The sequence below is a fragment of the Sphingobacterium bovistauri genome, assembly GCF_020295405.1.
Lineage (GTDB): Bacteria > Bacteroidota > Bacteroidia > Sphingobacteriales > Sphingobacteriaceae > Sphingobacterium > Sphingobacterium bovistauri.
In genome coordinates this window covers 40,263-60,701 of sequence record NZ_JADEYP010000023.1, presented here as the reverse complement: position 1 = coordinate 60,701, position 20,439 = coordinate 40,263, and the positions used below count along the sequence as shown (strand labels likewise).

The 20,439-nt window shown below is 34.7% G+C and carries 18 protein-coding genes; 8 read left to right on the top strand and 10 right to left on the bottom strand.

From position 1 onward, the window contains the following. Window positions 1–11: 11 nt before the first annotated feature. From IPZ78_RS12230 to IPZ78_RS12210, 5 genes are all read left to right on the top strand, one after another. Entirely contained in the window at window positions 12–1,595 is a 1,584-nt protein-coding gene (locus IPZ78_RS12230) for a DUF5008 domain-containing protein (protein WP_225554117.1), read from the top strand. Window positions 1,596–1,607: 12 nt separating this feature from the next. Then, window positions 1,608–3,335 (top strand): LamG-like jellyroll fold domain-containing protein, encoded by a 1,728-nt coding sequence (locus IPZ78_RS12225; protein WP_225554115.1) that lies wholly within the window; start codon window positions 1,608–1,610, stop codon window positions 3,333–3,335. A 61-nt stretch (window positions 3,336–3,396) separates the two neighbouring features. Then, window positions 3,397–5,364: a M60 family metallopeptidase gene (locus tag IPZ78_RS12220; protein ID WP_225554113.1), complete on the top strand. Its 1,968-nt coding sequence runs from the start codon at window positions 3,397–3,399 to the stop codon at window positions 5,362–5,364. Window positions 5,365–5,417: 53 nt separating this feature from the next. Then, window positions 5,418–7,175 carry a LamG-like jellyroll fold domain-containing protein gene (locus tag IPZ78_RS12215; protein ID WP_225554110.1) on the top strand — a complete coding sequence of 586 codons (1,758 nt, stop codon included), beginning with the start codon at window positions 5,418–5,420 and terminating at the stop codon, window positions 7,173–7,175. A gap of 3 nt (window positions 7,176–7,178) precedes the next feature. After that, a complete protein-coding gene (locus IPZ78_RS12210) occupies window positions 7,179–8,468 on the top strand; it encodes a hypothetical protein (RefSeq protein ID WP_225554108.1) in 1,290 nt (429 codons plus the stop codon). Window positions 8,469–8,517: 49 nt separating this feature from the next. On the opposite strand, the gene IPZ78_RS12205 is transcribed toward IPZ78_RS12210, so the two are convergent. Next, a complete protein-coding gene (locus IPZ78_RS12205) occupies window positions 8,518–8,901 on the bottom strand; it encodes an SRPBCC domain-containing protein (RefSeq protein WP_225554106.1) in 384 nt (127 codons plus the stop codon). Window positions 8,902–8,966: 65 nt separating this feature from the next. Between IPZ78_RS12205 and IPZ78_RS12200 the strand changes: the two genes are divergently transcribed. Next, on the top strand, window positions 8,967–10,334 hold the full coding sequence (locus IPZ78_RS12200) for a methyltransferase RsmF C-terminal domain-like protein (protein WP_225554104.1): 1,368 nt from the start codon (window positions 8,967–8,969) through the stop codon (window positions 10,332–10,334). Here the strand turns inward: IPZ78_RS12200 and coaBC are convergent. From coaBC to IPZ78_RS12185, 3 genes are read right to left on the bottom strand one after another with little or no spacing between them, the layout of a single operon-like run. Further along, on the bottom strand, window positions 10,329–11,537 hold the full coding sequence (gene coaBC / locus IPZ78_RS12195; RefSeq protein ID WP_225554102.1) for a bifunctional phosphopantothenoylcysteine decarboxylase/phosphopantothenate--cysteine ligase CoaBC: 1,209 nt from the start codon (window positions 11,535–11,537) through the stop codon (window positions 10,329–10,331). The genes IPZ78_RS12200 and coaBC overlap by 6 nt on opposite strands. A gap of 13 nt (window positions 11,538–11,550) precedes the next feature. Next, window positions 11,551–11,880, bottom strand: a complete 330-nt coding sequence (locus tag IPZ78_RS12190; protein WP_225554100.1) for a DNA-directed RNA polymerase subunit omega — start codon at window positions 11,878–11,880, stop codon at window positions 11,551–11,553. Between the two features lie 27 nt (window positions 11,881–11,907). Next, window positions 11,908–12,828 carry an outer membrane protein assembly factor BamD gene (locus tag IPZ78_RS12185; RefSeq protein ID WP_225554098.1) on the bottom strand — a complete coding sequence of 307 codons (921 nt, stop codon included), beginning with the start codon at window positions 12,826–12,828 and terminating at the stop codon, window positions 11,908–11,910. 208 nt (window positions 12,829–13,036) lie between these two features. Here IPZ78_RS12185 and IPZ78_RS12180 point away from each other — a divergent pair, with 208 nt between their 5' ends. Further along, complete coding sequence (locus tag IPZ78_RS12180) at window positions 13,037–13,315, top strand: NifU family protein (protein ID WP_225554096.1); 279 nt, start codon at window positions 13,037–13,039, stop codon at window positions 13,313–13,315. A gap of 126 nt (window positions 13,316–13,441) precedes the next feature. Then, window positions 13,442–14,038, top strand: coding sequence for a hypothetical protein (locus IPZ78_RS12175; RefSeq protein WP_225554094.1), 597 nt, complete (start codon window positions 13,442–13,444; stop codon window positions 14,036–14,038). 7 nt (window positions 14,039–14,045) lie between these two features. On the opposite strand, the gene IPZ78_RS12170 is transcribed toward IPZ78_RS12175, so the two are convergent. The 6 genes from IPZ78_RS12170 to IPZ78_RS12145 form a co-directional block, all read right to left on the bottom strand. After that, a complete protein-coding gene (locus tag IPZ78_RS12170; RefSeq protein WP_225554092.1) occupies window positions 14,046–15,296 on the bottom strand; it encodes an FtsX-like permease family protein in 1,251 nt (416 codons plus the stop codon). Next, window positions 15,293–15,934, bottom strand: coding sequence for an MBL fold metallo-hydrolase (locus tag IPZ78_RS12165; protein WP_225554090.1), 642 nt, complete (start codon window positions 15,932–15,934; stop codon window positions 15,293–15,295). Before IPZ78_RS12165 ends, IPZ78_RS12170 begins: the two co-directional genes overlap by 4 nt. Before the next feature lie 17 nt (window positions 15,935–15,951). Next, window positions 15,952–16,524, bottom strand: a complete 573-nt coding sequence (gene gldD, locus IPZ78_RS12160) for a gliding motility lipoprotein GldD (protein ID WP_225554087.1) — start codon at window positions 16,522–16,524, stop codon at window positions 15,952–15,954. Between the two features lie 2 nt (window positions 16,525–16,526). Further along, on the bottom strand, window positions 16,527–17,276 hold the full coding sequence (locus IPZ78_RS12155; RefSeq protein WP_225554085.1) for a shikimate dehydrogenase family protein: 750 nt from the start codon (window positions 17,274–17,276) through the stop codon (window positions 16,527–16,529). Beyond that, window positions 17,269–18,681 carry a tetratricopeptide repeat protein gene (locus tag IPZ78_RS12150; protein WP_225554083.1) on the bottom strand — a complete coding sequence of 471 codons (1,413 nt, stop codon included), beginning with the start codon at window positions 18,679–18,681 and terminating at the stop codon, window positions 17,269–17,271. Before IPZ78_RS12150 ends, IPZ78_RS12155 begins: the two co-directional genes overlap by 8 nt. Window positions 18,682–18,852: 171 nt before the next feature. Then, complete coding sequence (locus IPZ78_RS12145; RefSeq protein ID WP_225554081.1) at window positions 18,853–20,232, bottom strand: OmpA family protein; 1,380 nt, start codon at window positions 20,230–20,232, stop codon at window positions 18,853–18,855. Between the last annotated feature and the right edge of the window lie 207 nt (window positions 20,233–20,439).

Here is a 20,439-nt window from a genome sequence, read left to right as displayed (position 1 = left end):
AATATAGAATCATGAGATATAAATTATTCAAAATATATTCAATACTACTTGGGCTAATACTACTTGTAAGTTGTGGTAAAGATCGCGAGGTGGGTATTAATCCATATGATGGTGGTGAGTCACCTTTGGGCATAAAATTCCTAAATATTAATAGAAAGATTGACGCCGTACGTCCATTGAAAGATGTATTACAGCTGCAGGTAAAAGGTTTATTGGGGCAAAAGGAAGATATTTCAGCTTTTATTAACGAACAAAAGGCCGAGATAATAGCCTTTACAGACACCACGCTAGATATTAGGGTTCCTGAGTTCGTCAGTTCGGGTATTGTTAAGATTTTAGTTGGGAATCAAGTTTTTTACGGACCGAGAGTACCTATTGAAGGAAAAGTAAAAGTGGATACGGATTTTTCTACAGGAGAAGGATTTAATGGACCAATTAATCAGTTATTACAGGTTGGGGGTAATTATTTTGTTGTTGGAGGTTTTTCAAATTATAAAACAGAATCTATCGCTGATAAGGTCTTTAGAAATGGAATACATGCAATAAATAACACGGGTAATACTATAGATTCAAAATTTGGTAGAGGCACACAGGGGAGCATATATAGTATTGCGCAATTAAGCGATGGAAAATTTTTAATAGGAGGAAGCTTTTCTACATTCGATAAAAAGCAAACAAACGGGATGACGAGATTGCAATCAAATGGTGCATTAGACACGACGATTGTTGATGTGTTGAATTCGGACATTTCTAAGCCAGAGAGAGGGAAGGATACTGTTTCTATATTTCCAGGTAATATTTTTGGTAGCGTTTACGGCATCTATCCATCTACAGATGAAAAGACCATGCTCATCGTTGGAAATTTTAATTATTATGGAAAGCCAAATTATAAAGTATCAACTTATAAATCTCAATTGTATACCTATACTGAGGTTCGTAATGTAGCAAGATTGAAGATCGATGGATCATTAGATTCTACTTTTCAAATAAAAAATACAGGTGTTAATGGTATTATCTCTAAATCTGTTAGATTATCTAATGGTAAGATTATTATAGTCGGAGGATTCACCAAATATAATGGAATGGATGTAAATAATTTTTTGGTGTTAAATGCTGATGGATCGTTAGATGCGGCTTCTACAGGAGCTGGGGGCAATGGTACTATTTATGATGTTTCATATAATGCTGTTTCTAAAAAAATTGCTTTGGTGGGTAAGTTTACTATGTTCAAGGGGGCAAATAAAAAATATGCTGTAGTGCTTAATGATGATTTCACTGTAGATCAAAAATTCACTTTGGGAGATACGGAAGGCAAAATACCAGTCTCTACATACGCCATGAATAATGGAAAAATAGTAGTGTGTGGTGATATAGTTAAATATAATAGTATAAATCGTTCAGGCTTATTGATTTTGGAATCAACAGGTGAAGCACTCCAAGATTATAATAATTTAAGTGCGTTTGTCGGTAGTATCAATACGGTTGTCGAAACCAAATCTAGCGAAGGATATCCTGCGCTATTGATGGGAGGGTATTTTATAAGTATGGATGGGAATCGAGTTGGAAGTATTATGAGATTAGAAATTAGAGATTAAAAAGGAGGGATTATGAAACTGAAATATAAAGATTTTATCTATTTATTATTAGCTATCACGCAACTTGCATTGATATCTTGTAATGAAGATTTTCCAAGAATGCTCAAAGAGGATTATGGAACCACAGAAGCCGAGGTGACAAAAAGTAAGGTTTTATTGGTTGTTGTAGATGGTTTAAGAGGTTCAGCAATTACTGACATAGACCCTGAAAATCTCAGACTTTTATCTAGAAACTCATTGTATTCAAATAACTCATTTGGTGATGATAAAGTTGATTTGTTTACTAGAGAGGTGGGATTAGCAAATATTATGACGGGCGTAAGATTTGACAAACATAAAGTTGAATCTAATGATATTTCAACGTTAGATGTTAATTCAGCACCTAGTTTTATAGCTAGAATGAAAAGTAATTATAATGATTTTCATGCAGAGGCATACACTAGCTCAAAGGATGTTAAGGAAAAATTATTTGCAGGTGTAGATGAGACAACTGAATTGGATGATGACAAGAAGGTTGTGGAGAGCGTGAAATCAAATTTAGCATCAACACAATCAAATTTGGTTATTGCACATCTCAATAATCCCTATTTAATTGGTAACGCTAAATCTTATGAATCGGAGGATTCTGATTATAGAGATGCTGTGTTGACATTGGATGACCAAATAGGTGATTTAGTTGAGGCAGTTAATAATAGACCCAATGTAAAAAAGGAAAAATGGTTAATTATTCTTACTTCATCTGTAGGTGGCGTTGTGAAAAGTGATCTAACAAATGGGGATAAAACGGCTTTTGGTGATTCGAGACAAAATACATTCACCTATTTTTATTCAACTGAATTTGGCAGAAAATTTATCGTAAAACCTAATACCAACAACATTCCTTTCCAAGGTGCAGCCATGCGTTTTGTAAATAAGGATGATAAGGGAAATGCGACTTCTGCAAGGTTACTGGACAATACCAAATTGAATATCGGGCCAAACGATAACGTAACAATTACATTTTTTTACAAGCAAAATCTAGATTGGTGGTTTTGGTGGACTCCCTTCGTACAAAAATGGAGCTCATGGGGAAATGGAAGCAGACCTGGCTATATAATTTTTATGGCTTATGATGGTCGCATTGGGATGGACTGGTTTGGTGGTGATAGACTAGTGTCGGAAAATGTAAGTTTAGGCCCAGTTTGGCATGTTATTACTATCGTTTTTGATCGTAAGGCCAAGAAAGCTCGAATGTTTACGGATGGTAAATTGTCTTCAGAAAAAGATTTGTCTAACTCAAGTTTGGCAAATGTTGAGCCCTTGGTAATAGGAAGAAGTATATCTGAGGGAGGCGGGGATGGAGATGTTATGCTATGTAATTTTCAGTTTTATAATGTAGCTATGTCAAACGAAGAGGTGGAGAGATATGCTAAACTGTCATTGGTCACAGAAGAAAATTCACCTTACTATAACAATTTGTTAGCCTATTGGCCTTTTTATGAGAATAATGGTGAGAATGTCGTGACAGATGTAACAACGAAGGCTGGAGATTTGCAATTATTTAATAATGTAAGGTGGCAGACATTTTCGGATCAGTCCGCTTATATTATGCCAAATATTACTAGTGAAACCTATCGAATTGTCCCAAATACGGTAGACATTCCATTATTTATTATGCAATGGTTTGGGGTAATCCCAAAAAGTGATTGGAAACTTGAAAGTAAGTCGTGGACTCCACCCTATAAAGTGTTAGAATATTAAATCTCACTATTTGAAGATTATGAAAAGAAGTTTATTTTTTCTCTCTGCAGTAATATTAACAATGAGTATCCTATCCTGTGGCAAGTATGGATATGATTTTGCAGATGGATGGCAAGAGGGTGACAAGACTGGAACAGATCCAGTTGATACGAGCCTTACCTATATAGATAGATCCAAGTTGGATCGAGCAAGGATATTTCCAGGGCTTGTAGGTAGTAACGTTCGTAGAGCTCAAGATACAACGGTCACTTTGAATCTAAATTTTAGATCAATTACAGCTGAGGATCTCATGGTAAATTATGCACCGATGCCTGTGTATAGTACAGGGGTGTATGCTCCGGCAGGTGAGAATATAAAAATTGAAGTGCCTGCTGGCGCAGAAGGAATTACAGTTCAAATTGGATCACAATCAAATGATTTGTCTGAAGAAAGTATAATGTATAGAGATGCTAATGTGGTAACATCTAAATCATTAGTAGTAGGTACTAATTATATCCGTAATCCTTATGGAGGATTGATCTGGATTAAGCCTTCTATTGCTATAGCTAATCCAGTGAACTTTAAATTTAGTAATGTCGTTAGGTCTTCTGATTATGTACAAGGTAAATCTAATCAAGTTGAATGGCTGAAAGATGTAGAAAATAATGATGTTCCTTGGTTAGAAATTCGATCAGAGCGCGTGGTCTTTACAGTTCCGCGATCTTTAGTACTCCAATATAAAAGTGAAATTAATATTGAATCGACATTATTAAAATGGAAGGAGATCTATGAAGAAGATTTCTATAAGGTGATGGGATTGACACCTCATAATGCTATAACAAAAAACAGCTATCCAGAGTTGCCGGAGCGAGGCGTGTTAGATATTCAGGTTAGACGTCCTTATTATTCTTTGCCTGGTTATCCTTGGACTGCTTATATGGATAAATATTGGTTCAATAGGATGACATCAACGGATAATTTACTGAAAAATTCTATTGCTGATTCTTGGGATGTTTATCACCTTATCGGTCACAATTATCAGATGTGGGGTGGCTGGAGCTGGAAAGGATTAGAAGAAGTAACAAACAATCTCTTCATTTTGAAAGCTGCAACTCGCGTAGGATTAGCTGAAAATTCATTAAGCGAAGAGGTAAAGAGATTAATTACAAAGTCTTTAACTTTTGCAGATAAAAATACGATTAAGAATTTTAATACGAGTTTTGGTGATGGAGACGATTCATACTATAGATTGACACCATTTTTGCAAATTTTTGAAAAAGTAAAGGGTAAGAATGGAGAGAATGGATGGGATTTCTTTACATTTTTATATAAAGAGGCTAGAAACTCGAGTTATTATTTTGGCGGTTTAGATCAAGCGAAAATGGATTATTTTTATCGTGCATTATGTGCATTTACGGGTAAAGATTATGCGAGATTTATGCAGGCATGGGGTATTCCTGTGAGTGTGTTAGCTCAAAAAGATATGAGAAAATTGTATCCTGCATTAGATGTTGCCGTTTGGAAATACAATCCTATTACAAATTCAGGAGGTGATGAGTCATTGAGTGCAAAATATGATATGAGCAGTCCTGATTTTTTATGGACAAGTAATATGGCAACGGCTACGAATGAGTCATTAGGGAGCTTCAAGGCTTTAAGTGATGGGCTTACAAATACATATTGGCATACTTGCTGGGATGGTTGTTCGATAAATACGACCGCTTCAGAATCTAGTCCTACTAATCTAGATTTGGACACGAAGTTGATTCGTCTTATTTCGGGTGTTTATCTTCAAAATAGACAGGGTAACACATATAGAAGACGTGCGATCATCTATACAAGAACTGTAGAAACAGCTGCGTGGGTAAAACAGGGGGAATTAGTTCTTGCCAATGATAATAATGATCCAACCAAAGATGCTCGTAAAGAGTTCAAATTTGCAGAAGTTGTGGATGCTAGGTATATACGTTTTTCATTCATAGAAGACAATTTTGATAATAGTCCTCATACTGCTTTAGCAGAGGCGGGAGCATTTTATGAATCTAACTAACCATAAATATGAAAACCCAAAACCTTAAAATAAATATATGGCTTATATGTGTAATGCATATAGTATTATTAAGTACGTCTTGTACAAAATTTGCCAATCCTGAGCCACAATTTGATGAATATAATGATATAGCAGATACCACGGTAAAACGTAAAGTATTAATAATAGCAGTAGACGGGCTAGTTGGTAGTCAAGTGAAAATCTATAAGCCAACTAATATTGGAAAGATGATGGAGCATGCTAAATATTCATACGAAACTAAAGCCGATGACAATACAAATGGATATGCTAGTTGGGCTACGTTGCTAACGGGTTACAAATCGTATGATCATAAGATTACAAAGGAATCCTTTATGGTAGATATTGATTTGAAAAAGGAGCATGCTTCATATGATTTTACGCCATCATTGTTTTATCGTCTAGAAAGAGCTGATTTAAAAATTAGAACAGCAAGTGTTGTTCAGAACGCAACGATGAATGCTATGCTTTTGGCTAATGCAGACACCAATGCAGTAGTGGATTCTGATGCAAAGGTGGAAAAAGAACTGCTAAACTTAATTAATATTCAAAAAACGGATTTGTTGATAGGTCAATTTAAAGGACTTGTTAATGCTGGTGTGGATGGAGGTTTTTTGATTAGTAATGCGAAGTATAAATCTGCATTGGATCAGATCGATGCTTATATAGGAAATATTGTTTCGGGCATTGAAAAGAGAAAGAATTACAATAAGGAAAAATGGTTGATAATTGTGTGTTCACCACAAGGGGGAACTTCTGTGGGTAAATATGGAGAGTCATCGTTGGATGAGATCAACACATTTAGCATGTATTATAATAAAAGCTTCTTGTCTAAAGAAATTCGCGCAGAATCTATGTCATACCTGCATGCGAATGGATATTTTCCGGGTACATATTATCCATATGATGATGTTTCGTTAAATAGACCTCGTGCGGTTACAAGTCTTGGTGTTAGAGCGCAATCACCTACCGGAATAGTAAGTAATGTATTTAATGCTTCAAATAATGCTTCAAAATCTATTACTTACGAATTCAAAATTAATTTCTTAAATGAAGGATTTTGGAGAGCATCGGCAGACTATCGCAGTACATTTTTATTAGGTAAAGATTTGGATGATAAGGTAGAGACGAAAGGTTGGTCTTACTCTACAGGATCTTCAGGGGAGCATAGACTAATATTTCAAAATGGTGCAGATTCTGAAAATGTAGATTTTGTGAAAAATACGGGTGGATGGAATCATATTGTATTTACATTGAAGGAGCTGACATCAAATTCGATTGCTGTGGAAATATATGAGAATGGGGTTCGTAAAGCCAATACTACAATAAATATGGGGCTTTCAAGTTTTGAAAATTTGGATCCTCTTAATGTCGGTTTCACACCTATATCAAGTATATACTCTTTCCCTAATTTTCAAATTAGCAATTTTAGGGTATGGAATAAAGTACTTACTGACGCAGAGATAAAGCAATTGGCTTGTCAGAACTCTATATCATCGAGTGATGCTTTATCTAATAGCCTAATAGCCAATTATCAATTTTTCTCAATAGACCACAGGTGGTTAAATGCTGCTAACACTTCAGCGCCAGATTTAATGTTGTCTGGTGCAGGCACCAATAGGATTACAAGATTTTATAGTTTGTGTGAGCCAAACTTAGATGAAATATATGCTGAAACTGTTGATGTGCTACCACAGGTGTTCTATTGGTTCAACTTGAAGTTGGCAGAAGATAATAAATTAGCGGGTAAAGAGTTTTTAACCAGATTTTTAGAAGAGTTTTGGAGGGACTAATCAATGAATAAGTTTAATATTATATTGTTTTTTTTCGGTCTACTTTTAGTCAATTGTAGAGAAGCTGAATTGATGATTCCCGTATCTGGGGATGTGAACGAAGTGGGTGTTATTGATTTAATTGCAAAACCTATTGACGTGCAATTTGTTCCTGAATACGATTATGGTTATACCATAAAATGGCCTGTTTTAAGTGATAAAGTCAAAAAAGTATTGATTACATATACGGAAAAGAATACAGGGGAGTTAAAATCCATGGAGTTTACAGAGTTAAAGTCTGATTTTGCTTTTTCTGTGAAGGAATATGGTGAATACACGTTCAATGTTCAAGCATTCGATGCTGATGGGAATAAATCTAGGGTAGCTATGATTAAATCTATTAATAAAGATTTATATGCAAGGCAATTATTAAATGAAGCTCAGGTTACACAATTTGGTCGTTATATACGTTTGAGATGGTCTAACATTTTATTAAAAGATATGACTATGTCCATTAAAAATTCTTTAATAAACCAATCTGTGAATATCTCCGGAGCACAAGGAGAGCAATTTATCCCTATTTTGGATAATGGTCAACAGGATTTGGTGATTAGCTTGGTGGATAAATCTACAGGTTTAGAAGGTAGTAAGTCGTATGCATTTAAAGTTCAAGGAGTCGAATTTCCTGTGGAGGATAAACGTAAATGGACTATCTTTTATGATGCGCCTTATAATGATGCGGGGTGGTGGAATGTTGGAGAAGCCTTTGATGGTGATTATACCAGAAATGAAGATCTGCATGGTACGGCAAAGTTAAACGCTGTATCAATTAATGGTGTCACTAAACTTAATTCTGACAGACGTATTCGAACAGTATATTTTACATTTACGCAGAAGAGAGCAAACTCAAATGACGGAGATTCACAATATAATACGGTAAATAGATCTCCTGCTGGTCCGTATGATAATATACTTGTTCAGAAGTTGTCTTTCGTGTTTAAGGCGCCGAAGGATTGGGCCGTTTGGCCAAGCCAGCTTAAAGTATATGGTATCAAAAGTGATGGTACTGAGGTGTTAATAACTACTATTGGCGATGCTGTAAGTAAGATGGTTCGTAGGGATGAAATTGACCCAGATCATGTAAAAATGCTAGTCGTAGATGTACCTCAAAATAGTTATGATGGCGCCACATTTAAAGGCATTAAAGCAGAGATAACCTCATCTACTATTGGAAGTGATACAAACTCTGATAATTGGGAAAATATTATTGGACTTGGAGAGGTTTATGTAACAGGAGTTAAAACTTCGATGTAAGTTTAAGACTATGTTGAATAAAAAATGCCATGAATATTCATGGCATTTTTTATTCTTCAGTATAGAAATCAATCAAGCTACCCGCATATTCATTGTCCCAACCGTCTACAATATCATCATATGCTTCATCAGGAATATTAATATGATTCACTTCAAATGAAGTGCCTTTTTTGTGTTCATGAAGTTTTATTGTTACAATTGATTGTTCTTCTTGATCACCAAAATACCACTGTTGTACGATCTTTTTATATGGCTCCAACTCAAGGAATTTACCTGTTATTCCACCATCCCACAATGAAAATTCTCCTCCTACAATTGGATTAACTTCTGCCGTGTCTCCGGTCCACAATTGGGTGGTTATTTCCGTAGTGATGGCTTTATATATATCTTCTGGCTCAGCAGTGATGATGTAATATTTCTTAAAATTTTTCATGCTATTCAAAGATAATGCAATTGTATAGTATTTCGGTTTTTACTTTCGATTTTTTACTTTTGACTATGAGTAATAGACTTCCTAATGATTTAATTAATTCCTTAAAAGGTAACCCTTCTTTCGATTATGAAGCATTTGTTGCAGTACATGATGTTGAGGAAAGGACTACATCAATACGTTTTAACCCATCGAAAAATATAAATATCAATGACTATAATATAGAAAGGGAAATACCTTGGTGTATTAATGGTTATTATTTAAAAGAAAGACCTGTGTTTACGTTAGATCCGTTATTTCATAGCGGTTGTTATTATTCGCAGGAAGCTAGTTCTATGTTTATTGATCATGTCTTACGTGAGTTGAAATTGAATTTAACTCCTATTAGGGCGTTAGATTTGTGTGCTGCTCCGGGAGGGAAGTCTACCCTATTAAATTCCACTTTGCATAAGGACAGTTTACTTGTTGCAAATGAAATTATTAAAACGCGGGTGAATATACTGACTCAAAATTTGGTGCGTTGGGGAAATTCTAATGTGGTCATTTCCAATAATGATCCATCTGCTTTTTCACGATTACCAGGCTTTTTTGATTTAATGGTGGTAGACGCTCCTTGTTCAGGTTCTGGAATGTTTCATAAAGATCATTCTGCAATTGATGAATGGTCATTAGCTAATGTAAAGTTATGTCGTGAACGTCAACAACGAATTTTAAGTCAGAGTTTGTCTGCTTTAAAAACAGGAGGCTATTTATTGTATTCAACATGTTCTTATTCTAAGGAAGAAAACGAAGATATAGTCGACTGGTTGATCGATGATTTTGGGATGGAAAGCGTTTCTTTGTCAATAGATGATAGTTGGGGAATAACGGTTACTGAATCTGAAAAAAACGATGCCGTTGGATTTCGCTTTTATCCACATATATTAAAAGGAGAAGGTTTTTTTCTTAGTATTCTACGTAAGAAGGCAGATCAAGATACTTTCTCCATGAAGAGAGTTAAAAGAGAGAAGAATACAGCACCACAGGATCTTGCTCAAGATTGGATTAATACAGAAAATCATTATTCATTTACACACAGTAATTTCTTGCATATATTTCCTAAAATGTACGAAGTCGATTTTCTTGCATTGCAGAGTGTCCTTTATTTAAAAAATGCAGGTACAGAGATTGGTGAATTAAAGGGTAAGGATCTGATTCCAAGTCATGATTTGGCTTTAAGTAATCTGGTAAGAAAGGATTTACAGCATTTGGATTTAGAATTGGATCAAGCTCAAAACTATCTACGTAAGGAAAATATGTCAACTGCTATTAATTCTTCGAATTTGAGGGGGTGGGTAGTCGTGAGGTATAAGGATGTTAACTTAGGATGGATAAAGGCGATGGATAATAGAATTAATAATTATTGCCCGAAAGAGGTAAGGATTTGGAATTTATAAACTTTGTTGGTGTTCAACAACAATCTTACAAATATCTTTTGCGACCTCTAGTTTAGACTTCAGGTCGTAATTTTTTGCGGCTGATTTACGTGAAAGGATCGTAACTTTATTCGTGTCAGTACCAAAACCAGCTCCACTATCTTGCATCGAATTTAAGACAATGAAATCAGCATTTTTACGTTCAAGTTTGTCTTGGGCATGAGCCAATTCATTATTGGTCTCTAGAGCAAAACCCACTAAAGTTTGAGATGAGGATTTACGTTGGCCAAGTGTGCCAAGTATATCCGTAGTCTTTTTAAGCTCTATCGTAAAATCTTCAGCTTTCTTTTTGATTTTCTCGTTAGCAGGTTCTTTCGGTGTATAATCTGCTACTGCTGCGCTCATTACAATGATGTCTGCATTATCAAAGTGAGAGTCACAAGCTTCAAACATTTGTTGTGCCGATTTTACACCAATAGTATTGATTGCTTCAGAAGCTTGCAGAGAAGTAGGTCCACTAACTAGAGTTACTTTTGCACCTAGGTTATTGAGCTCTTCGGCTATGGCATAACCCATCTTACCAGAAGAATGATTGCCGATAAACCTAACAGGGTCGATTGCCTCATAAGTTGGACCAGCTGTTACCAAGGCCTTTTTGCCTAATAAAGGCTTTAATGTCTCTGTATTATGCTGAAGAAAATCTAAAATTTGCTCAGGCTCAGCAAGCCTTCCTTCTCCTACTAATCCACTAGCTAATTCTCCATTACCTGGAGGAATGATGATATTTCCGTAACTCGATAAGAGTGATAAATTTTTTTGTGTAGCTGGGTGCTTCCACATATCTAAATCCATTGCTGGAGCAAAGTAAACAGGACATTTTGCGGAAAGATATGTTGCCATTAATAAATTATCACAAAATCCATTTGCCATCTTAGCCAAAGTATTAGCAGATGCAGGAGCTATTAACATCAGGTCAGCGTTTAGCCCTAAATGAACATGATTATTCCACTCTCCGGTTTTAGAGTCGTAATAATCTACCAATACAGGCTTTTTGGATAATGTAGATAAGGTAAGTGGAGTGATAAATTGTGTCGCCTCTGGAGTCATAATGACTTGTACAGCAGCGTCTTCTTTAATAAGGAGTCGAATTAAAGAAGCTATTTTGTATGCGGCTATACTGCCGCATACACCTAGCACAATATTTTTGTCTTTTAGAGAAGACATTGCTTCTTATTAATTATTCTTGTTCTTTAGAAGGATTTCTGAAATACACTTTGTCTTTCAAAAATTCGTCAATAGCGACCAAAGATGGCTTTGGTAAACGCTCGTAGTGTTTAGAAATTTCAATTTGCTCACGATTTTCGAAAACTTCTTCTAAGTTGTCATTGTTGCTTGCAAATTCAGCTAATTTTCCGTTTAGCTCTTCTTTTATTTCTACACCAATTTGGTTTGCTCTTTTACTAATAATCACGATTGACTCGTAAAGATTGTCAGTAGCTTTGTCCAATTCTCTCAAATCACGAGTTACTGTAGAATTTGGGATGGCGTTGTTTTTTGCTTGACTCATATTAACTCAATATTATATTAATTTCTTTTATTTTGTAGAATTGCTTGTATTTTCTTCCTCTTTTTTGGTTTCTATACCCAATTCTTTATTTCTCTCTTCTATCTCTTTATTGTAATCATTTACAAGACGAATAGCAGCTAATATCTTTTTATCCGCACTTCTTTTCAGAGCATCGGCGTCTGATTTGAACTTGCTGTTTGGAAAATGTTCATTAAAGCTATTGTAGTAATCTATAGCGTCATTAAATCGCTCTTCCTGACGAAAAACACGACTATTGTCCGCAAAAAGATATTGTGATTTTAGCATTAAAAATTCAATTTCTTCAGCAAATTTGGTGTCCGGATACTGTCTCAAGACATTCTCTAAGGCTATCACAGCAGCACGATAATCATCGGAAAGCCCCATGTTATAGTAAAGCTTAGCGTTGTCGAATGCTTTTTTCTCTAATTTTACACGAAGGTCTTGAATCAGTTCACCTGCTTTGGCAGCTCTTTCTGATTCAGGATAGTAATTGACAAATAATTGTAATTCATCAATGGCTTTACGTGTATTTTCTTGATCTAAATTTGACCTAGGAGATTCTATATAATAACAATAAGCAGCCATATACCTACATTCTTCAGATCTAGGGCTGTTAGGGTAAGTATTCGCAAAGTTTTTGAAATGAAAACGTGCGGATGTATAGTCTCTTAGCTTATAGTTTGCATTGGCAATAAGGTAAAATAAATCCTCAGCCTCAGCTCTACCACGGTATTTGCCCGCCAAATCATCAAACAATATGAGTGCTTTGGAATATTTGCCTTTTTCATATAGCTTTACCGCTTCTTGATATTTCATTGTTATATTGTTGCTGTTTCGAAGCTTTTCAAACTTACTCTTACAGCCTACAAAAAACAATGTAGCTATGCATAAAGCCAAAATTACAGGTGTACGTCTATTCAAAAACATTTTACAAAGATACGTCAATTAAAAATAATATTCAATTAAATTTTAAACCGCAATTTACTTGATTTTTAAGTTACTAATATACATTCCACACTGTCTTTAACAAACTTTAACCATTTATTCTTAATGTCATTATTTTGCTATTAATACAGCATTGATTTTAGATGGGAATAAATTTCATTATATTTACAGATTATTAAGTAACATAAAAATGAGCTTACGCGAAAGAGTAGAACAGGCATTGGAGACGATTCGTCCTTATTTGCAGACCGATGGCGGAAATGTTAGCATAGAAGAGATTACGGAAGACAAGGTTGTACGGTTGAAATTGTTGGGAGCTTGTGCGAGTTGTTCTATGAGTATAATGACTTTTAAAGCAGGTCTAGAGCAAGCAATTAAAAAGGCTGTGCCTGAGATTGTGGCTGTTGAGGCAATCAATATAACTGACATGAACGACCCAAATGCTACTTTGCCTGGACAAGCATTGTAACAAAAATGTTGTTTATTGATTAACACATTTTAACAGCATCGAGTAGACTTAAATTTTATTTTTGTTAAAATGTATAAAAAATCTTCTAAATATCTTTTTGTGTTTGTTGGAGCTTTATTGCTCACAATGAATATTGTTTTTGCACAAAGCAAGAAGATTCTTCAATTTAGTGGATTAATAACTTCAACAGGATCTGATCTTCCTGTTGGTTTTGTAACAATCAAAAATACTTCTTTCAACAATCAATCCTTCATTTCGAATAATGAAGGCTATTTCTCTTTTGTTGCTCACGTAGGGGATGAAATTGAATTTACTAGCGTTGGTTTTAATCCAGTTACTTACACTATTCCTGATGTCGAATCTGATAGGCATACAGCATCAATTAAAATGTTAGCACAGATAATTGAGCTTCCTGCTGTGACACCTTTTCCTTGGGCTAGTTACGAAGATTATCTTTCAGAATTTATGGCGTTGGGAGGAGATGATCCGATTGCTACAGCACGTAGAAATTTGAGTCCAGACGCGTTAGCTGCTTTAGCTCGTGTTGTGCCTAGGAGCGCGGAGGAAATTCAAACTTTTAATTCCTTGCAGAGACATCATTACATGCAAAATAAAAATATTAATCAGCGCATGAATAATCCGTTCTTAAATCCTTTTAATTGGTATCAATTGATAAACTCTATCAAGAAAGGAGATTATAGCCGTGAAAAATTAAAATATTAGCATTATTCTATTCATCATTTTTCAAAGCAGTTATAGTACCTAACTCCTTAACACTAAGTTTTGAAGAAAAATAAGATACAATAATAGACAGGATTGAAATAGTCATAAACACCAATACGAAGTCCTGCAGTCTAACATCCACAGGGTATACATCAATAAATCCACCATTAACATTATTTGTACGAATCAAACCGTAGGTATCTTGCAAATAGCAAAATATATAACCTATAATAATTCCAATTGTACTACCTATTAATGTAATCATAATACCTTCGTAAAAGAATATTTTTTCGATTACAGATTTGTTAGCTCCTAAATGTTGAAGAATTTTCATGTCTTCTTTTTTGTCAATGACTAGCATTGTCAGTGAGCCAATAATATTAAAAATCGCAATTATACCTATAAACGTGAGAATAAAGAAAACTATCCACTTTTCGGACTTAATGGTTTTATAAAGTGTTGGATTTTGCTGCTCTCTATTTTTTACGTTGAAGTCTTCACCTAGTTTATTTTGTATTTCTTTTTGTAATTGATGAGATTCTAGTGGATTATTTAAGAATAATTCTACAGCTGAAATTGCTCGATCTTCTCCTAATATATCTCGTGCAAAGTCCAAAGGAACCATTATTAAATTTTGAAATTCTGGCTCAAAAGTCAAAACTCCATTAACAGATATCTGTCGAATATTAAAGTCTTCTAAAGGATTTAAATTGTTAACAGAAGACTCTTTGCGAGGGAAATATAGATCAATTACGTTGTCGAATTCGGAAATCGGAACCTGTAAATTGGTTTGAATCTGAGGGCCTATTAAGGTGTAATTTGTCGAGTCAGATTTAATTTTGAAATTTCCAATATGAAGTATATGATCTTTTGATTGTTTATCGAGGCTAGCTTGAGTCAAGCCCTTCATTTGACCGACAATCTGTTTGCCATCATATTGGATCAGGACTTTATCTTCTAATGTTTCTGAATAATTTTTTACTAAAGTATTTTTTGATAGATCTTCAAAAAATACTTGATCTGGAATGAATGTTTTTCCTTTGGATGCTTCTATCCTTAAATCTGGAGAAAAGGTACTATTCATTGATAGGATGAATTTTTCCATTCCATTATAAAATGATAGAACAATAACCAAAGCAGCGGTACTGACAAAGATGCCTACAATACTGATTATTGAAATAATATTTATTGCATTCACAGATTTCTTTGAAAAAAGATATCTAAGTGCAAAAAATAATGGAACACTTAATTTTTTCATCCTCTTACGAATGGATTTGTTTGTTTTTCGAAACCAATTGAAGTTGACGGTCCATGACCTGGAAATACTTCAACATCATCAGGAAGAACATAAATTCTTGATTTAATACTATTTAAAAGTGTTTGATGATCTCCTCCTGGAAGGTCTGTGCGACCAATACTGTTGCGAAATAGGACATCACCTCCGATTAATATGTGCAAGTCTGCGATGTAATAGCATAAGTGGCCAGGAGAATGTCCCGGTGCTAAAATGGATTGTATCTGATGACCGCCAAATTCTATTATTTCATTGTCTTGAAGGAACGTATTCGGAATAGGTGAGGTTTCGTAACGAAAACCCATTTGAGGAGCGTAATTTTCTACAGAGACCAATACGGGAACTTCATCTTCATGGAAATTTGGCTTTAGTTCCCAATTTTCAAAAAGGAAATGATTGCCAAGTACATGGTCTATATGGCAGTGTGTGTTTAATAAAATGGTAGGATTTAGGTTATTTTTCTCAATATAATCTTTGAAGTATGATTGTTCTTGTGAATTATGCATTCCAGGGTCAATAACAATACAATTCTTTTCACCATCAATAAGTAGGTAGGTGTTTTCTTGGTAAGGATTAAATGTGAGTGTCTCAATAGTTAACATGAATCAAATTTAACTATTTATTTCCATCTAATAGTAGTAATTAAATGTTGAATATCAGATTTAATAAAATCTAAAACTGGTTGGATAGAGTCTAGGTTTGGTTTTTCGTTAAAATATAAAGCTCCACGTATATAATGTTTATTATTATCGGTTGCGTAGAATTGAAAGTTGGAAGCCGTATTTCCTTGAATATTATAGATTAGACCATAGACATTATTATGGGGGTATTTAATAGCCTGTTGATCTATAGCTGAAGCCTTTGGTGTATGCTTAAAAGCAAAAGACCTTGCGTCTTCTGTTAAAGCTTGCAAAGTGGCTTGTTTAGTGATATTAAAGTAACTTAGGTGAAGACGTGCGTTAAAATGTGGGAAATCTAAATTTTTCCAATAAGGTTGTGAGTTGTTTTCATCTACAAGACGGCTATATTTCGGAACTTCAAAGCTGTATGGATACTTTTCATCCTTATAATGAATGTATTCTTTTGCGGGGAAAATAATACGATGATATCCTCTAGGTTTTGGACTATAATCTTCATTGCTGCAACTCAATAATGCTATGAAAACGAATATATAACCTAGGAATCTGAGCATTACTAAAAATTACTTTCCCAAATTTTCCAATTTTGCTCTGCTTGCAAAATTAGCATTTCATAACCATTTTTTATTTGTGCTCCTTTTTCTTTGCCCTTTTTTAAGAAGAGTGTCTCTTCTGGGTTGTATATCAAATCATAAAGCAGGTGATCTGCTGTAATGGCATCATACGGAATGTCTGGGCACGTGTCAATATTGGGAAATGTCCCAACAGGAGAGCAGTTAATTATAATATGATGTTCAGTAAGTATTTCTGGTGTAAGTTGATCGTAGGTAATGTCGCCAGTGGTTTTATTACGACTTACAATTTTATAAGCTATATCTAATTGATCTAATGAAAAGAAAACAGCTTTAGCTGCTCCACCATTACCTAAGACTAATGCTTGTTTGTGGTGGGATTGCAAAAGTGGTTCTAGGGACTTTTGAAAACCAAAGGCGTCTGTATTATATCCTTTCAAAACTGTTTTACCATTTTTTTTTGAGATAGTTATACAATTAACAGCTTTCATTTTAGCGGCTTCCTCTGACAGTTCGTCCAGGTATGGTATAACGGCTTGTTTGTGTGGTATTGTGACATTAAATCCTCTGAAGGATTGGTCGTTTGTATACAGATTGGGAAAGTCTGCAACATCTTCTATTGCATAAAAATCGTAATGAATATTCTTGATATTCTCTCTTTCGAATTTTCCTAAATAATAATTTTTAGAAAACGAGTGCCCCAAAGGATAGCCGATTAACCCTAATTTAATCATTATGATCAGTGTACTTCTTTATAATTTCCAAAATTATCTGATTACCCTCTAGTTGTGGTAAATAATCAAATAGAATATGATGCTTTTCTGGACCAAAAGCTAAAGCTAATTCAAGAAAATTTAAGGCCTCGGTATATTGTCCATTTGCAAATAAATAAGCGACAAGCCTATAGTATAACTCAGGTGCATCAGTATTGATTTTAATAGCCTCCGAAATTGTTTCTATAGCTTGATCTAATTGCTTTTGTTCAAAGTAGATGGATGAAAAATCTAACCACGCTTCAATATCTGTAGGGTTGAGTTCTACCACTTTATAGTATGCTGCCTCTGACTCTTCAATTTGTCCTAGTTTGTAACGTGCGTCAGCGATAGCAAACCAAAAGTCTGGATTTTCATCATCCAGTTCTAGTGCTTTTTTGTAAAAATGCAATGATTCAAAATAGCGTTCTTCAAAATCTAATGTTACCCCAATACCAAACCAAGCGTCAGCCATATTGTTATCTAATTTGACTGCTTTTTTGTAGTAATCGCGAGCTGTATCCATCAGCTCTAATTTTTCGTAACATTCACCCATTGCACAATACGTGTCAGCGCTAGGTGGTTCGTATTCAAAGGTTTGTTTATAGATCTCAATAGCTTCAGCGTATCTGTCTAAATTTACTAAAGCGTTTCCTTTGTTAAAGTACGCTGATGAAAAAGTTTCATTGATTAAGATTGCATAGTCATATGCATCTATTGCTTCTTCGAATCTACTTAATTTGTGATATGAGTTTCCGTAGTAGTACCAGCAGTTATAAGAGTATGGGTCTTCATCAATGAGGTGAGAGAAAAATTGCAACCCCTCTTCATTCTCATCTAAGACATCGAAACACATATTAATCTCCATAAGCGCATCTGGATTATCAGGATGCATTTCTAAAGATTTCTTCAAAAAATCTTTAGCTTTTTTAAAGTCACCTTGGTATTCGCAGATTGTACCCAATTGATGGTAGATTTCAGCTTTATTTTCAGCATTCTCGAGTGCTTGATTTAATAGTTCCTCAGACTCTTCCAACAATCCTTGCGCAGAATATAAAGAAGCTTTAACTAATAACGTGTCAGAATCCGAAGGCTCTAAAGAAATCGCCTTCTCAATAGCTTCTAAGGCCAGTGAAAACTGGCGCATATGAGTAAGAATTTGTGCTTTTTTAGTGTAGAAAGTAGCCTCATAGGGATGCTGACTAGTCGCAAATTCAAGAACTTGCAATGCCTTAATAGATTCATTCTTCTCAGAATAATAATCTATGATGCTTTCAAATGTGCTTGAATCAAAGAAATATTGATCTTCATTTCGAATCATTTCTTCGAAACGATTAACAAATTCTCTTTGTTCTTCTGCTGATCCAAAATCAAATTCCTCTTCCATATCCTACTCAATATAGTTAAAAATACATTTTTTTGTATCATGTGCATGCAATTTATTTTCAACATGTGTGCATGCGTTTTGGAATGCATTGTATTTCAAAAGGTTAAATACAAAAAAGCCGCCACATAATTGTGGCGGCTTTTATATGTTGATTATAATTATAAATTATAATTATTTTTTGATTTCAACACGACGGTTTTGAACACGACCTTCTTCAGTAGCGTTAGAAGCGATAGGATTAGCTTCACCGTAACCATTAGCATTGATGCTTGATGCAGCAACACCAGCGTTAACTAAGTATTGTTTTACTGCATTAGCACGATCTTTTGATAAGTTATTGTTGTACTCTTCAGTACCTTCTGCTGAAGCATAACCATCTAAAGTAACAGATCCGTTTGAATCACGTAATTCTTTAGCTAATTTATCTAAAGTAGAGTAAGATTCAGTTTTCAATACTGAGCTATCAAATTCAAAAGCGATAGGAGCAAAGTAAGCACCAGTTGTTGCTTGTTGTTTAGGAGCTTCAGGGAATTTGATAGGACATCCAGAACCATCAACTACTGTACCAGCAGGAGTGTTAGGACATTTGTCAAATTTATCAGAAACACCGTCACCGTCAGAATCTTTACCTAACTGATCAACAGTACCTTCTAAAGAAGAAACACGTTGTTTTAACGCTTCAACTTCATTACGTAATGAAGGGTCTTTCAACTCATCATATAATGTAGCAACTGGATTAGCGAAAGTTAAGTTTTCTTTATCGCGAGAACCTAAAGTGAATTCTAAACCACCATATACGTTAGAGAATTTACCTTTAACATCTGAACGACCTGGTCCGTACAATAAATTGTCATCAGTGAAGTTCATTGTGTAACCTAAGTTTAAAGCAACAACCTCAGATAATTTGAACTTAACACCTACACCTACAGGAACATAAGCTGCTAATTTGTTGTCTCTATCACCTGTTGGTTCACGGTCACCAAAAACTTCAGAACCCCATTTGCCTTCATTGTTATAAACTGGAGTGCCATTGAAGTCTTCGTTGTTGTATTGAACAGGATTGTTTGCTAAAACACCTAAACCTACTTTAGCGTAGAAGTTAACTGCGTTTTCTCTTCTTAAGAAATCGATAGTACCTAATTGGAATACACCATTTAAGCTTGCTGCCCAATTAACATCAGTTTTAGCTGCGATAGCGCCATTAGCTGTTTCAGCTCTTGGAGTCGCTAACTCATGGTTGTAAGTTTTGATCGAACCACGGTTACCTTCTAATTCTAAACCGAATAAGTGAGAAAATTGTTTACGTACAGTTAATCCGTAGTACTCACCAACTTTGTTTTGGAAATAACCAACTTTTTGACCAAAGTTATTCGTGCCACCAACTAATACGTTAGGTGTAGTGATACCGCCTTGTAAACCGATTGACCAAGTTCTGTATTGAGAACGGCCACCGAATACAGTAGGAGTTTGTGCTTGAGCTACATCAGCGTAACCTAAAGCGGCTACTAGAGAAGCGGCAACAGCTGTTTTTTTAATTGTAGAATAGTTCATACTCTTTTTGTTTAAGGTTATAAAATTTTTAATTGTTTTCTAAATTTAACAATACTTAACAATAATGATGCCAAAAATAATCGCTCAAAATGTTGTAATCATTATTAATTTTAAGTATAATTTGTCATAAAGGTAAATATTTGCTCATAATGAAACAAACCAAATCAGCAAAAAGTTCTAAAGTAATAAATTAAAAAAAGAGATGTA

Coding starts and splice junctions, on each gene's coding strand:
- IPZ78_RS12190 (WP_225554100.1), bottom strand. CDS start 11,880: ATGAGTCAAGCAAAAAACAACGCCATCCCAAATTCTACAGTAACTCGT.
- IPZ78_RS12205 (WP_225554106.1), bottom strand. CDS start 8,901: ATGAAAAATTTTAAGAAATATTACATCATCACTGCTGAGCCAGAAGAT.
- IPZ78_RS12175 (WP_225554094.1), top strand. CDS start 13,442: ATGAATATTGTTTTTGCACAAAGCAAGAAGATTCTTCAATTTAGTGGA.
- IPZ78_RS12170 (WP_225554092.1), bottom strand. CDS start 15,296: ATGAAAAAATTAAGTGTTCCATTATTTTTTGCACTTAGATATCTTTTT.
- IPZ78_RS12200 (WP_225554104.1), top strand. CDS start 8,967: ATGAGTAATAGACTTCCTAATGATTTAATTAATTCCTTAAAAGGTAAC.
- IPZ78_RS12230 (WP_225554117.1), top strand. CDS start 12: ATGAGATATAAATTATTCAAAATATATTCAATACTACTTGGGCTAATA.
- IPZ78_RS12165 (WP_225554090.1), bottom strand. CDS start 15,934: ATGTTAACTATTGAGACACTCACATTTAATCCTTACCAAGAAAACACC.
- IPZ78_RS12155 (WP_225554085.1), bottom strand. CDS start 17,276: ATGATTAAATTAGGGTTAATCGGCTATCCTTTGGGGCACTCGTTTTCT.
- gldD (WP_225554087.1), bottom strand. CDS start 16,524: ATGCTCAGATTCCTAGGTTATATATTCGTTTTCATAGCATTATTGAGT.
- IPZ78_RS12180 (WP_225554096.1), top strand. CDS start 13,037: ATGAGCTTACGCGAAAGAGTAGAACAGGCATTGGAGACGATTCGTCCT.
- IPZ78_RS12145 (WP_225554081.1), bottom strand. CDS start 20,232: ATGAACTATTCTACAATTAAAAAAACAGCTGTTGCCGCTTCTCTAGTA.
- IPZ78_RS12150 (WP_225554083.1), bottom strand. CDS start 18,681: ATGGAAGAGGAATTTGATTTTGGATCAGCAGAAGAACAAAGAGAATTT.
- coaBC (WP_225554102.1), bottom strand. CDS start 11,537: ATGTCTTCTCTAAAAGACAAAAATATTGTGCTAGGTGTATGCGGCAGT.
- IPZ78_RS12215 (WP_225554110.1), top strand. CDS start 5,418: ATGCATATAGTATTATTAAGTACGTCTTGTACAAAATTTGCCAATCCT.
- IPZ78_RS12185 (WP_225554098.1), bottom strand. CDS start 12,828: ATGTTTTTGAATAGACGTACACCTGTAATTTTGGCTTTATGCATAGCT.
- IPZ78_RS12220 (WP_225554113.1), top strand. CDS start 3,397: ATGAGTATCCTATCCTGTGGCAAGTATGGATATGATTTTGCAGATGGA.
- IPZ78_RS12210 (WP_225554108.1), top strand. CDS start 7,179: ATGAATAAGTTTAATATTATATTGTTTTTTTTCGGTCTACTTTTAGTC.
- IPZ78_RS12225 (WP_225554115.1), top strand. CDS start 1,608: ATGAAACTGAAATATAAAGATTTTATCTATTTATTATTAGCTATCACG.